This is a genomic window from Shewanella sp. YQ_9, assembly GCF_043103185.1.
Taxonomy (GTDB): Bacteria; Pseudomonadota; Gammaproteobacteria; order Enterobacterales; family Shewanellaceae; genus Shewanella; species Shewanella algae.
On sequence record NZ_JBICJO010000074.1, the window covers coordinates 64201 to 77528 of the forward strand.

General features: G+C 48.4%; 10 protein-coding genes, 1 tRNA gene and 1 pseudogene. 6 read left to right on the forward strand and 6 right to left on the reverse strand.

The window, feature by feature from the left end:
- Positions 1 to 104 precede the first annotated feature (104 nt).
- Positions 105 to 989, reverse strand: coding sequence for a LysR substrate-binding domain-containing protein (locus ACF8D4_RS19940; protein ID WP_025010334.1), 885 nt, complete (start codon positions 987 to 989; stop codon positions 105 to 107).
- A 428-nt stretch (positions 990 to 1417) separates the two neighbouring features.
- Between ACF8D4_RS19940 and ACF8D4_RS19945 the strand changes: the two genes are divergently transcribed.
- From ACF8D4_RS19945 to ACF8D4_RS19955, 3 genes are all read left to right on the forward strand, one after another.
- The gene (locus ACF8D4_RS19945; protein ID WP_392466900.1) at positions 1418 to 1960 is read left to right on the forward strand and encodes an outer membrane beta-barrel protein; all 543 of its coding nucleotides are present in this window, start codon (positions 1418 to 1420) and stop codon (positions 1958 to 1960) included.
- 330 nt (positions 1961 to 2290) lie between these two features.
- Positions 2291 to 3439 (forward strand): class C beta-lactamase, encoded by a 1149-nt coding sequence (gene ampC / locus ACF8D4_RS19950; RefSeq protein ID WP_392468934.1) that lies wholly within the window; start codon positions 2291 to 2293, stop codon positions 3437 to 3439.
- 297 nt (positions 3440 to 3736) lie between these two features.
- A complete protein-coding gene (locus ACF8D4_RS19955; RefSeq protein ID WP_044733724.1) occupies positions 3737 to 4384 on the forward strand; it encodes a CatB-related O-acetyltransferase in 648 nt (215 codons plus the stop codon).
- A 167-nt stretch (positions 4385 to 4551) separates the two neighbouring features.
- Here the strand turns inward: ACF8D4_RS19955 and ACF8D4_RS19960 are convergent, their stop codons facing one another.
- Positions 4552 to 6570: a protein-disulfide reductase DsbD family protein gene (locus tag ACF8D4_RS19960; RefSeq protein ID WP_392466904.1), complete on the reverse strand. Its 2019-nt coding sequence runs from the start codon at positions 6568 to 6570 to the stop codon at positions 4552 to 4554.
- Positions 6571 to 6657: 87 nt separating this feature from the next.
- Entirely contained in the window at positions 6658 to 7731 is a 1074-nt protein-coding gene (locus ACF8D4_RS19965; RefSeq protein ID WP_392466906.1) for a redoxin domain-containing protein, read from the reverse strand.
- Positions 7732 to 7985: 254 nt separating this feature from the next.
- Between ACF8D4_RS19965 and ACF8D4_RS19970 the strand changes: the two genes are divergently transcribed.
- Both ACF8D4_RS19970 and ACF8D4_RS19975 read left to right on the forward strand, forming a co-directional pair.
- The gene (locus ACF8D4_RS19970; RefSeq protein WP_345880274.1) at positions 7986 to 8804 is read left to right on the forward strand and encodes a helix-turn-helix domain-containing protein; all 819 of its coding nucleotides are present in this window, start codon (positions 7986 to 7988) and stop codon (positions 8802 to 8804) included.
- Between the two features lie 911 nt (positions 8805 to 9715).
- Positions 9716 to 9967, forward strand: a pseudogene (locus tag ACF8D4_RS19975) (IS4 family transposase); the annotation flags it as partial.
- Between the two features lie 416 nt (positions 9968 to 10383).
- Here ACF8D4_RS19975 and ACF8D4_RS19980 read toward each other — a convergent pair.
- Both ACF8D4_RS19980 and ACF8D4_RS19985 read right to left on the reverse strand, forming a co-directional pair.
- Positions 10384 to 10470 (reverse strand) — tRNA-Leu (locus ACF8D4_RS19980).
- A 130-nt stretch (positions 10471 to 10600) separates the two neighbouring features.
- Positions 10601 to 12190: a bacteriohemerythrin gene (locus tag ACF8D4_RS19985; protein WP_208135361.1), complete on the reverse strand. Its 1590-nt coding sequence runs from the start codon at positions 12188 to 12190 to the stop codon at positions 10601 to 10603.
- 271 nt (positions 12191 to 12461) lie between these two features.
- On the opposite strand from ACF8D4_RS19985, the gene ACF8D4_RS19990 reads away from it, so the two are divergent.
- Entirely contained in the window at positions 12462 to 12590 is a 129-nt protein-coding gene (locus ACF8D4_RS19990) for a DUF3149 domain-containing protein (protein WP_071237139.1), read from the forward strand.
- An 84-nt stretch (positions 12591 to 12674) separates the two neighbouring features.
- Here the strand turns inward: ACF8D4_RS19990 and ACF8D4_RS19995 are convergent, their stop codons facing one another.
- A complete protein-coding gene (locus tag ACF8D4_RS19995) occupies positions 12675 to 13286 on the reverse strand; it encodes a superinfection exclusion B family protein (protein ID WP_044735654.1) in 612 nt (203 codons plus the stop codon).
- Positions 13287 to 13328: the final 42 nt, after the last annotated feature.

A 13328-nucleotide genomic window follows, 5' to 3' on the forward strand; every position in this document is an offset into this window, starting at 1 on the left:
TTCCTAACTACTTGAATCAATTGCGGCACAGAGTAGTAGTAGCACTAATCTAAAACAATAATGTACATTTATACAACAATGTCACGTTTTTCGTGACAATATATTCAGGGGTGAATTTTCTGGGCTTCTTCCAGCAGGCTGTCGATCAACAGTCTGGCGGCGTGAGTCATCCCCTTGCGGCTGGGATACACCAGCCAGGCGTCATCCACATAAACCTCGAGTTCCGGCAGCACTTCCAGCAACTCACCCGACTTCACATGCTCTATAGCGCTCAACTCCGCCAACAAACTGATGCCGGCACCGTTCAAGACAGCATGTTTGATATAGTGACTGCTGTTGGATATCAAACGGCTGTGAACCCGATACTCGCCCAGATTAAAGTTCCAGTTATCTTCCAGTTCGCCGTTGGCCAAGCGGTGGATAATCAAGGCGTGATTACCGAGATCATCAATCGATGTCGGCATCCCATGCTGCGCAATATACTCCGGGCTGGCATAAAGCTTTCGTAGCACTCTCATCAAGGGTCTGGCAATAAAGGAGCTGTCTTTCATCTCGCCTATATGCATGCTGGCATCCAAGCCATAGGTCAAAATATCGTGGTATCCGAGGTTGCTGACATGGGTTTCCAGCGTAATAAGAGGGTAGGTTCTGAGAAACTCCTGCAGCAAGTTGTGCGCAATAACATCAGCATCCCCGACCAAGCCCAGCTTGACCGAACCTGTAGGCATGTTCCTCTGGTTCTTTATCGACTCGTTCAACGACTCCAGCCTGGGAATAATCTCCAGCAGCTGCTGGTAGTAGATTTCACCGGTTGGCGTCAGAGTCAGTTTACGCGTGGTTCTGGTAAAGAGTTTGCTGCCTAAATCGGCCTCCAGCTCACCGATACGGCGGCTGACAAAAGCCCTTGGAACCCCAATAGAGCTGGCCGCAGCCGCGAAGCTACCCAGATCCACAACCGACAGAAATAACCTGAGATCATCAATTTTCACTGTGCTTTTCTCACACCATTGCCACTTACACACTATGCCACTGAGTATACCAGTATGCGGAGGCGCAATTCCTCAAGCACACTGGTTATTCGCCAATAACTGCGAGTGACGCAGTATCGAAAGCCATGTCCTCTCAAAGTTATTCACCTCCAGAGTCAAGATAGATGAAGATAAGACGGCAAAAACATCACTTCGACTGGCGCAGGGAGCGTGCAATAGAGATTTACTGTCAAAATCGATAGCAGCAATCACCTTGATTTACAGAACAAATTTAAGATCAATAAGCGTAATAATCTCAAAATTGTTTCAATTTTCAAGACAAAGAGGTTCGTTTGTGAGGACTTATTCCAAACGATTCCCTGGCGTAAAGTAGGACTCGTCAATCCAATCGATATTTTAATACAACGACTTAGCAGTCTTAGGAGTCCATGATGAATCTGAACAAAATAATGATGATGGCTGTTGGTGCAGCATTGGTTTGTAGCAGTGCTCAGGCCGTCGAAATCGATTACTTCGCCGGGGTAGGCCTGGGGTATCAAACAGATGAGATAGAGGGCGCTATCAATAAAGATAGCGAAGATCTGAACTATCAGGCCCGAATAGGTATGCTGATAGAGCAGCAACACCGAATTACCGGCACATTCGGTTATATGGAAGACAAGTTCAGCTATGCCGCCAATGACTATAAACAGGAACAATACAGCTGGTTGGTCTCCTATGACTACCTGCTGCCGGTACATCAAGATGTCAATCTGTTTGCCGGTGTCAGCTTGGGTGCAAATGACAACAAAGTCGCCGGTGAATCTTCAACTGATTTCGTCTGGGGCGGCCAGGTTGGCGTGCAGTACAAGTGGAGCGAACACTTTTCCTCAGACCTCGGCTATCGTTACCTGGCCCAAGACTATGAAGAGAATGGCATAGAGATTAATAACAGCCAGCAGGTGTACCTGACTCTGGATTACAAGTTCTGAACTGAATTGGCATGATTGCCGATAGGTAGTTAACCCAGCAAATTTATTCTCATCCTTAATTCATCAACCCAATGGCCATTTGGCTAATGCCAGTCAGCTTTTAACTGACTGGCATTTTTTATTTTGGGCCATACACCTCTGAATAGGGCCTGGTTTCAAATATCAACAAAGCTTTTCCTATGAGTGAAGAAAGAAACTAATAACGGATAGATATCATCAAAATTGTGTTAGTGTGATTTCCAAAGGATACTGGCGGCATAAACAGCAAGCGGCTTTGGTATCAACAGACAATTCAAGTCATTAATGCACGGAGATAAAATGATAAATAGAGTGACAAAACTTCTGGCTATGGTACTCGGATTCTCCGTTCATTTTGCTATGGCAGAAACACCTGCTGCAAATATCCAGTCGATAACGGATGAAGTAGATCAGCAAGCCGATATGCTGATGGAAAAGTACCATATCCCTGGCATGGCTATCGCCATTAGTATTGGTGGGGAGCAGCATTTTTATCACTACGGCATGGCCGATGTGAATGCCGGCATCAAGGTATCTCGGCACACCTTATTTGAATTGGGTTCTATCAGCAAAACCTTTACCGCCATATTGGGCAGCTATGCACAAAGCCTGGGAGCATTTAACCTGGAAGATAATGCAGCCAAGTATGTGAAACTATGGGAAGGGACTCCGATTGGTAATACCAAACTTATCAATCTCGCCACTTATACAGCGGGAGGGTTGCCGCTGCAGTTTCCCAATGAAGTCACCACCAATGATGAGATGCTGGCTTACTACAAAGCCTGGCAACCTGAATTTGCCGCCGGAACCCATAGACTGTATTCAAACCCCAGCATAGGTTTGTATGGCTATCTTGCTGCGCTGAGCATGAAACGTGAGTTTTCTGAGTTGATGGAGCAAACTGTCTTGCCTCAGTTGGCAATGAACAACACCTTCGTCAAGGTACCCGATAACAGAGTGGCGCAATATGCCTTTGGTTATAATGCAAAAAATGAGCCCGTACGAGTGTCACCAGGCATGCTTGATGCCGAGGGTTATGGCGTCAAATCCACCAGTGCCGATATGCTACATTACCTCGAGGCCAACATGGGGCTCAAGCCTTTGTCACCTCAAATAGCTGCAGCCATCAAAGAGACTCACAAGGGCTATTATGACACAGCCAGCTTCACCCAGGCGTTGGGCTGGGAGATATACGAATATCCACTGACCTTGAGTAAATTACTTGAAGGAAACTCAAGAGAAATGGCATCGCAACCAACAAAAGTGAAGGCCAGCGACGATATCGTTGAAAAAACGGGGGAAGTCTGGATAAACAAAACCGGTTCCACCGGCGGTTTTGGTGCTTATGTAGCTTTTATTCCGGCCAAAAAACTGGCCATAGTGATGTTGGCAAATAAGAGTTATCCCATTAGCGCACGGGTTGAAGCTGCCTATAAAATACTTGCAGCAGCACAGGAATGATGAGCATTTTAATATTTCCATACAGAGAAGGTTCGTATCTCATGCCGGCGGCTATGAAGCGTAAAAATTATTAATTTCCAAGCTGGCACTTGCTTTCGCAGGCAACAAAAAGCCAAAGATGCGCCATTAAATTTAACACAAGACAGTATTAACCATTGAATAAATATTGTTATTACAAATCCAGAATCGACATTAAAAAATATATGGCTTGTTAGATGCAAATGTAACTCCAAGGTAAATGGAGATTTGAAATCAGCGGGCTTTCATTCAGTTAAACAGAATTCCAGAGTATCTATTATGAGTAACAAACATTGGTCAAAAGTGACCTTACTGCATGAAGCTGTCACCAATCCCAACATCACTATCAAGGGTAAACACAGTTATTACAGTGACTGCTGGGACTCGGGCTTTGAACAATCCGTCGTACGATATCTTCAAGGGGATGAGATCAGCCGCGATTGGGAGCTGGCATGGACAATCGATAAACTCCATATCGGTGACTATGTTTGCATCGCCCCGGAAGTGGTTATCTTGATGGGTGGAAACAGCACTCACAGAGCCGATTGGTTTTGTTTATACCCATTTATGGACTTTATCGAAGATGCCTATGTCGGCAAAGGTGATACACATATTCATGATGGGGTATGGCTGGGCATGAGATCCATGATCATGCCTGGGGTCACCATTGGCGAAGGTGCCATTGTTGCCGCAAACAGTGTTGTCACTCACGACGTTGAGCCGTACAGCTTTGTGGCTGGCTCGCCTGCCAAAACGGTGAAATATCGCTTTGATAAAGCCATTATCGAAGAACTTCTGGCTCTAAAGATTTATGACTGGCCCGAAGACAAGTTTAATCACCTTAAACAATATCTTTGCGCAAATGATATTGACGCCCTGAAGCAAGCCAGTGCTCTTTACGATAACGACATTCTGGAAGCTGATTAAGCGGTTATCTCAAGTTGCCGACTGAACCTTGCCTAGTGGCTCAGCAAGCCATACTGAAGCCCCGGATTCGTTCTATCTCAGTCAGGGTATTCGAGTTATCGCCAGTTCGGCGCTTATGTTTGAGCTGACGACTTTGCCAAGAGGCAGACGGCTATGACTTACCGTCACTAATTTGTTGCCCTTCCTGCGGCTTTTTCAATCAGCATTGAGGAAGTTAACACTTGCGGCAATACTTGCGGCTGCAGGTTCCCTCTTTGATACCAAAGATATAAGGGCACACCAGAGCGGTGATGTTTTGCCAGAAAGCCAGTGATCTCTGGGTCACCATTTGTCCAGTCCCCCAACATCACCGCCGTATTGGCACGGGAAAAAGCCGCTTGGGTTTCCTGCCGCTCAATGGCTGTCTTCTCATTCACTTTACAGGTTAAACACCAGTCGGCACTGAAATAGACAAAGACATCCTGATCTTTTACCAAGGCCGAGAGAGTTTCTTCATCGAACGCCATGGTGCTCTCTGCATCTGTGACAGTTGCCTTGGTGCCACTTCCGGGAGCAACTGTCGTCAGGGAGCCGCCGCTAATGACTAACACCAAAACCAGTGGCCACCAAGGTTTTTGACGCCCGGTCTGTTGGAACAATCCAGTAAGCCATAATCCCAAACTCAGTAACAACACCAACAGCAACGCAGTAAACACATATTGGCTGTTAGACTGTTGCATCAATACCCAAACCAATCCCAGAGCCGTTAAGAACATGGGCACAGCAAATAAACGTTTTGTCGTCACCATCCAGGCGCCGGGTCTGGGCATACGTTGACGCAATGCCGGAACAAACCCCACCAGTAAAAAGGGCAAAGCCATGCCCAACCCCAATCCGGCAAACACCATCACCCCTATGCTCGTCGGCAACACCAGGGCGGCGCCCAGCGCGGTGGCCATAAAGGGCCCGGTACAAGGGGTTGCCACGAATGCAGCCAGCACTCCGGTCCAAAAATCTCCCACCGCACCTGGCTTATGCTGCAACCGACTACCCGAACTCAGGGTACCCAGTTCAAACAAACCGGCCAAATTCAGCCCTATGGCCATCATCAACAGAATAAGTGCTACTATGATTTCCGGTCGCTGCAATTGAAACGCCCAGCCCACTTGATGGCCAAACTCCCGCAACATTAAGATGAAGGCACCGAGGAGAAGGCACGCCAGCACAGCACCAAGGGTGTAAGCCACAGCCCCGGTTCTGGCCACACGCTCATCACTCAAATTGGCAAGACTCAGCACTTTCAAACTCAGAATGGGAAATACGCAGGGCATCAAATTCAGCAAGAATCCGCCCAGTACCGCCCCGAGTACGGCAATCAGAGAGGTGACAAGCAAATTGCCGGGTTGCTCGGGCGGCAAACTCACCTGGGTTGGAAACACCAAGTCGCCCTCCGGTTGCCGGACAGCCTTGATTCTGATTGCCAGCGTCTCATTCAAGGAAAGCACCCCGTAAAAGTCGCTGACATTGCCCTCAGTGGCAACGGTTTGCATAAAGAGGCGATCGCCCTTTCGAACAAAGGATTGTGATGCCGTGTTGGATAGCACCCCGTTCACTTCAGGGTAAAAGTGCGGCTCCTCGGCCAAAGTGATAGATTCAGGTAACGGCAGCGACAATACAAACTGATCCTTGTGAACAGTAAAATCTGCCGACGCCGCGGCAGGCCTTGGTATCAACCGTCGCCATGTATTAAAGGTCTCAAGATATTTCTTGGACGCTCTCTTTTCCCCAACTTTGAACCGGGTTTGTAATCGCTGCTGCTCGGGCACGCACAACTTGGGACTGCACACCAGATAGCGAATATCCACGGCGAGGGTGATAGGTGTGCCCGCCGCAATATCATCAGCAATAACCAATGGCGCCAATAAGGCATAGTCGCCGTGATAGATGTAATTCATCAGGTCACTTGCCAGCAACTGCTCGGGAGCGGGATATTGCAGCTCGCCAACCGTTACCCCTTCAGGCAGATGCCATTGCAGCTGCAGCGGGAGCCCGGCGTCCCCTGGGTTTAACCAGTAGCCATGCCAGCCCGCCTGGGGAGACATACGTATTGCCAAGGTGGTTTCGGTTCCGGCCGCTGGCATGCGGGACTCAAGTAAAAGTGATGCCGCTATCTTTTGGCCTTTATCTTCATAGGCTTGCGCTGACATTGCAGAACACACCATGAGCAGGCAAGCAGTAATGATTCGCATCCATAACGAGGTGGTTTTCATAGTATGTTCTGCGCTCCAACCGCTTTACTTACCACTGAGTAACACCTGGAGGCGTTCGGCAAAGTCAGGTGCCTGGCGGCTAACCTTTTCAGTGACTTTGCCGCTCTCATCGATAAAGACTATGGTCGGCAACTGGGTAACACCGAATTGCCCAAACAGGCTGCCTTCCTCATCGAAAATAATTGGCAAACGAGTTTGATAATTGGTTTGGTACTCGACCAAATCTGTCCGGGATGACCAGAGGTTAGTGGAAATATGCAGCCATTGAGACTTGCCATTGGAGGCGGACTGCTCAACCATTTGCCGCACCAATCGACACGATTTGGCCGTATCCGGCTCTGATTCAGCCAGGTACCACTCACACCAGGGGGCAAAGAACACGAGCCCGGTAGCTTTACCCTGCCGGGTTGTGGACGGTAACGGGTAGCCAATGCTGGCAATCGACTTCAATCTCAAAGAGGCAAGCTTATCGCCAACTTCGTAGCCTGAAGCTTTTTCAGCAACAGTGCCGCTGAGCAGCGCCTTGTTTTCACCTTTGTCTGCGATAACCGCTTCCAACGCCTGATGAAACGCCTCGTCATCCTGATGCCCCACATACGCAATACGGCCACTCCTATCAACCAAAAAGTGCTGTGGGGTTACCCTTAGCTTAAACGCCCTGGCCAGAGTGCCATCGTCTATGGCCACCGGCATGTTCAAACCGGCCTGTTTCACAAAAGCCCCGACGGAATTGATGTCATCACTGATACCGGTATTCACGGCGATCACTTGCAACTTCTCACCGTACTGCTGATAAATTTTTTCAAACCCCGGCATTTGCTGGCGACATGGAACACACCAAGTTGCCCAAAACTTGATGTATACAGGCTTGCTGCCATACAGCTGTTGTAGATTGAGCGTTTCTCCGGTCAGAGTGGTCAGCTCTCGCTGCGGCGCCAGTGTGCCAATGAGTTCGCTACCGGCGAGTTTGGCCCTTCTTTCCCCTTCGGCGGCAAAATCATCCTCCGCCGAGGCCTGCCCTCCAAACACAACAGATAGAAACGGGGTTAAAAGACACACAATCAATAACTTGGATAGCTTAGGGGGTAAATGCGTCATGCTGTATTCCCATATCAAGTGATGGCTAAATGAAGGCCGTGGGGACCAAGGAGGTTTACCTGACTGAGATACAAAGTCGCCTTGAATTGGTTACGCAATGAAATGCCAGGTATCACGGCTGCTGGAATATTAGCTAACGATGGAAAATGCGAATTGTAGATTTTCGACATTTCATTAAGATGCAGTGAGGGTTACCGTGTTTTTGCCCAGCCGAGCTTTGATATACCCGCCCCCAGTTGATGGAGCACAGTAATATGTCGACATTGCCACATCTTGGTTTTCAGCGTTATCAGCCCTGTGCTCTACTGCGGCCTTATATCAGTTGTTACTGGCAGATTTATAGACCAGCCGGCCCTGAGTCACTATCGACAGAATTTATGCATCCCGAGGGAGGCACTGGCATCATCTTCAATTTTGGCGCCCCGATGCACTTTGATGGCTTGCAGCATAAATCGCTGTGCCTGGTGACGGGGCCCACAAGGCAAAGCACCAGATTGGAGTTGTCAGGTCAGGTAGATGCTTTGGGGATCCGCTTCTGGCCTGGCAGCGGGCGCGCATTTTTAAAATCCCCCCTTTCGGAAATCATGGGGCAAACCCTTACGCCGGCCGACCTGTCTTTGGCGCTGCTCAGCGATGAACTGGCGCAGCGCTTGGCCGTACTGCCGACAGCGCCGGAACGCATTGCGCTTCTGGAAACCAGGCTGATGCAATATCTGGCAGGTCATGAATCATTGGCCAAGGCAATGGAGCCGAGGATGAAATATGCACTGCACTGGATAACGGCCCAAAACGGCCAGGGAGAGATCCGCAACTTATTGACCAAGATAGATATCAGCCAACGCCAACTCGAACGTTTGTTCCAGCAAAACTTAGGCATGTCTCCCAAGAATTACAGTATCTTGCAGCGCACAGCCTTCGCCCGGGAACTACTCAAGCAGGAAACAGATAAGTCTCTTACAGAGATAGGCTATCACGCCGGCTTTTATGACCAAGCCCATTTCATTCGAGAATTCAAACAGGTGATAGGCATTACCCCTGGAAGTTTTAGAAGCAAGGCCCTACAGGGGCGATAGCACTGAAACCACCACATTTTGATAGCACTAATAAACTCAAGACTGTACATTTCCATCGATAAGATTTCCCTGTTTATATGTTAATATTCCAGTCGACGTCCTGAAATGGTGTTTCAGGAGTATCGTCATGCTGGATATGCGGGTGTGGCACTGCAAAGTTGAGCTGTCGCCAAAATGCAAAAAATTGTTCAAAAGACTATGAAGGAAGTACTTTTTGTTTTTTATCATACTATTATCATGCCTATTCATTAGAGAGTCCGGCATCAACACTTATGCGGTTTCGCAAGATCTTGTCAAAATTAACAATGAATTGATCGATTCAAACAAAGTTAATGGCGATATATTTTTTGATATAAGAAACTCATCTGAACCTTACATAAGGATTTTGATGAAAAAACACAGCATTAAACGAATTACTTTTAGTAAAATTAACCAAAGGATATCTATACGGTATTCTTTTGGCGGATGGGCGAGTTGGTTAATGCCCTATCGTTATTACTTATTTAGCTCCGACGGATACACTGAAGAGTATCAAGTTAAGTCTGTTAGACAATCAGTGAAAGATGAAACCGAAGAGTTTTATCATTTCTGCCAAAAGTTAGAATATGAAAACTGGTTCTATTGTGAATCTCAATCGTAGAAAGCATACATTAATGATATTTTTACAAAAAACTAAGTCAGTTCACCCCTTTACTTACTCCTCGAATTAATGGTGCATACAAAAACTCCATCAGTCGGCGGGTACCCGTTTTAACCTCTACCATGACTGACATGCCAGGCTTTAACTTAACCCACTTGCCATCAACATTAATTTCGTCTGTCACCAATGATGCTTTAAGGGGAAACAATAGACCAAGCTGTTCGTGCTCTATCGCGTCGGCTGAAATATCAGTTATAACACCATAGGGTTATCGAACGAAGGACGCAATCATACGGCACAACAAAGTTACCGTATTGGCAGTAAAGAGCCTTGGTTACTGGCAACCAACTTACCTATGGAGGTTTTCTCTTCAACCCAGGCGGTCAAGCTTTATGCCAGACGGATGCAAGGAGGAGAAATCTTTCGCGACCTCAAACGACATGGACTCAGACAAAACTGCAACCATTGTCCAAATCGTTATGATGTGTTGCTGTTGATAGGCTTTGATGTATCGCTCTGGCTTGATAAGGAGGCGCGACAACGTCCGGAATGCACAATCATAGAATCACATTTCCGCAGGCCCTAGGGTGAATTTCTTAAACGGGTTAACACTTCTGGGAGACCCGAATTATGAGGGGATCCTCCAGCGCCAGATCAACAGGCTAGTTGACCAATAAAATGCCAGCATAGTGAAGTGAGAAAGCCTACTAATGTGAGCGTTTGGTTGTGGGAAATTAAAGCAGAACTATGGGGTCAAGGTTGTGGGCCGGATGATATAACCACCTGAAAACAAAAAAACCGACGCAATGACTTACTCAGACCTGACTCGGGGCTGACTCGGGGCTGACTCGGGGCTGACTCGGGGCTGACTCGGGGCTGACTCTGACCTGAAAACAAAAAAACCGACTCAGGGTCGGTTTCTGTTATCTCTCAGGGAGATGGTACCAGAGGTCGGACTCGAACCGACACGCTTTTAAGGGCGGGGGATTTTGAATCCCCTGTGTCTACCAATTTCACCACTCTGGCACATATAGATTGTTTCGCGACGAAGTCTCATCGGCGAGTGAACGGCATTATACCTGTGCTCACTTCAATGGCAAGCGCTTTACGAGCCTGTTTGCCAAAATCCTGATCGGTTGGACAAAATTCAGTCTGACTACTGGGCTCCGCGGGCAATTAGGAAGCCTGTGTACTCCTTGTCACTGCCCTGAATATGGTTGATAAGCCAGGATTTGAGGAAGGCCATCAATTCATCGGCAACATCTTCACCATTGGCTACTCGTTTCTGGAAATCCAGTACCTTAGCCACTAATTGCTGGTGTTTAAGCTTGTGCTGCTCGGTCTGCGGATAACAGAAACGGGCAAACAACTCCTCTTCATAGGCGAAATGATTGGCGGTGTAATCCACCAGGCCCTGTACTATGCGTTTAATCGCTTCCAGGCCATAAGCTTCTTCCAAGGTGCGGTGCAGTTCATTGATCAGGGATACCAGACGTTGGTGCTGACGATTGATCTCTTCCATGCCGAGATCCAACTGCGGCCCCCACTCAACAAAGCGATGGCGTTTCTCCAACTGTTCCATCGCCCGTTTGTCGACATGGAAGCGCCCAAGCAGAGAACTGATCTCCTGCGACATATTGAATACCTTCAGGCTGGAGAGGTTGGTACTGTGGGTCTCTTTGGCATTCTCCACCGCCACTTGTGCCATGGAGGAGATATTACTGCTGATCTCTTCGGCAACTGCCTGCTGTTGTTCCGAAGCTGCCGCTATTTGATGCGACATATCTGTAATGCTTTCAATCTGAGCCACAATTTGCCCCAATGCTTGCTGCGCCTGGTGAGCCATAGCATGGGTGGCACTGGCCTGCTCGACACTGGTGGTCATCACTTTCACGCCTTCATCGGCGCCCTGTTGCAATTGCAATATCTGTTGTTGGATCTCAACTGTAGCCGCAGACGTCCGCTGTGCCAGGCTACGGACTTCATCGGCAACCACAGCAAAACCTCGGCCATGCTCGCCGGCGCGGGCACTCTCGATAGCGGCGTTGAGCGCCAGCAGATTGGTTTGCTCTGCCACTTGGGAAATGGTGTCTATGATGGTACTTATGTTGTTGCTGTCTTCCGCCAGGCGGGCAATCACTTGCTGAGTTTGCCCAACCTGAGCCGACATATCATCTATCTGCCGCACAACCTGCCTGACAGTTTGGTCGCCACTGCGGGCCGCCTGCCTGGCTTCTTCTGCGGCATTGGCGGCACTGGCAGCATTGCGGCTGACCTCCTGCACAGTAGAAACCATCTGGGTCATGGCGGTCGCCGCCAATTCCGCTTGTTTTTCCTGCTCCTCCACTCCGATATGGGCGGCATCGCTGATGGACTTGATATCCATAGCCACACTCTTCATCGCATCTGCAGTATTGACCAAAGACAAAATGGTGCGGCCAACGTCCTCTCCCATACGGTTGATACCGTGGACCACAGAATGGAACATGCCGGCATCCTGTTCCGACAACTGATAGCTGAGATCGCCTTCTCCCAGATGACGGGCGGCATTTTCCAGGCGCTTGAGATTGGACAGCTGTCTGGCACCGAGCCAAGCCAGCACTATCAAGGCGGCCAATAGAGAAGCAAAGGCGAGATAACTGGCGCCGTGTAACAGGCTCCACAGGGGGTAAAGCAACAAGAACAACAGCGGATAAAACTGCCACTGGTTTAATATCAGTTTTAAAAGACCTCGGGATGTTTGCATCGCACGCTCCTTGCCAATGAACAATCGCAGGCCAAGCCACCCTACTCCTTTAGTGTAGTAATTAATATTAGCCTTTGATCCTATTCCCTTTAGGGAACACTTACGTTGCTCCTTAGCCGGCTAATTTAAGCAAAACATGATAAAGCTCATGTTTTAACAAGCTGACTTACCCGATTAACAACTCTGACAACATTTGTTGATCGAGATCAGCTCCGGCCGAAGCAAATTTGGTTAGTTTAGCTTTGACTTTACAAGAAAGAGGACTTCAGTGATGGCATTCTGGTTAGATCTAATGTTCGGAAACCCCATAGGTTTACTGTCGATGATAGTTATCTTCAGTACTATCGGGATCATCTCCTACATTATGTGGATGTTTATTGTAAAGTCAGCAAAGCCTTAGCTTTGATTTCCATGTTCTTTTAAATGCAATGACGTTTTTGAGTATTGCTTGGGCAGCCTGTGGCTGCCCTCTTTTTTGCCGTCTTCAAGCGGCATGTTTCCGCACTTGGGCAATACCATTGATAAATTGCGGTCTTGCCTTGATAAGATGCTGCAGCTCTTCCTGGCTGGGCTCTCCGGATGGTAAACGCAATACTTTGCGGTTCAGATGCTTACGGGCAGCCATGGCTATCTTGTACTCGGCTGTGGGGCCTTGAATGGCGTAATGGCGTTCATTTCCCAGGCTCTCGAGTATGTGAGCCTTGAGCAGTGCCTGCACCGGCGTTTCATTTTGCGGCAGAGTCAAAACACTGGCTCCCTGCAGGAAGAACTCCCTTAACAGGGCACGCTCGGCGGGATCCAGTAACCTGACTTTCTCTTCAATCATTTCGTTGATCCGGCGCTCACTCAAACGGCTTATCGCTTCATCCAACAACAGATTGACGGCCAGCGCACCAATATAGGCCAAGGCCAGCAGCAGTGTCAGGCCAATATAATGGGCATTGGTGTCTACCCAGGATTCCAAATGCAACAGGGCCAGCAAGGACTTTGGCATAAACAGCAGCAATGTGGTTATCAGCAGCACCCACAGTGTCAGTTGCAATGCAGCGGCCTTGAACTTGCCCTCTTTCAATACCTCAAGTTTCAGTCTCTTCATGGCTCTATCCAGCGTCAGAAAATTGTTCCAACCGCTAATCAA

Excerpts from the sequence above, each read along its gene's own strand:
- ACF8D4_RS19955 (WP_044733724.1), top strand. The coding sequence starts at position 3,737 with ATGAGTAACAAACATTGGTCAAAAGTGACCTTACTGCATGAAGCTGTC.
- ACF8D4_RS19970 (WP_345880274.1), top strand. The coding sequence starts at position 7,986 with ATGTCGACATTGCCACATCTTGGTTTTCAGCGTTATCAGCCCTGTGCT.
- ACF8D4_RS19960 (WP_392466904.1), bottom strand. The coding sequence starts at position 6,570 with ATGTCAGCGCAAGCCTATGAAGATAAAGGCCAAAAGATAGCGGCATCA.
- ACF8D4_RS19965 (WP_392466906.1), bottom strand. The coding sequence starts at position 7,731 with ATGACGCATTTACCCCCTAAGCTATCCAAGTTATTGATTGTGTGTCTT.
- ACF8D4_RS19985 (WP_208135361.1), bottom strand. The coding sequence starts at position 12,190 with ATGCAAACATCCCGAGGTCTTTTAAAACTGATATTAAACCAGTGGCAG.
- ACF8D4_RS19995 (WP_044735654.1), bottom strand. The coding sequence starts at position 13,286 with ATGAAGAGACTGAAACTTGAGGTATTGAAAGAGGGCAAGTTCAAGGCC.
- ACF8D4_RS19990 (WP_071237139.1), top strand. The coding sequence starts at position 12,462 with ATGGCATTCTGGTTAGATCTAATGTTCGGAAACCCCATAGGTTTACTG.
- ACF8D4_RS19945 (WP_392466900.1), top strand. The coding sequence starts at position 1,418 with ATGATGAATCTGAACAAAATAATGATGATGGCTGTTGGTGCAGCATTG.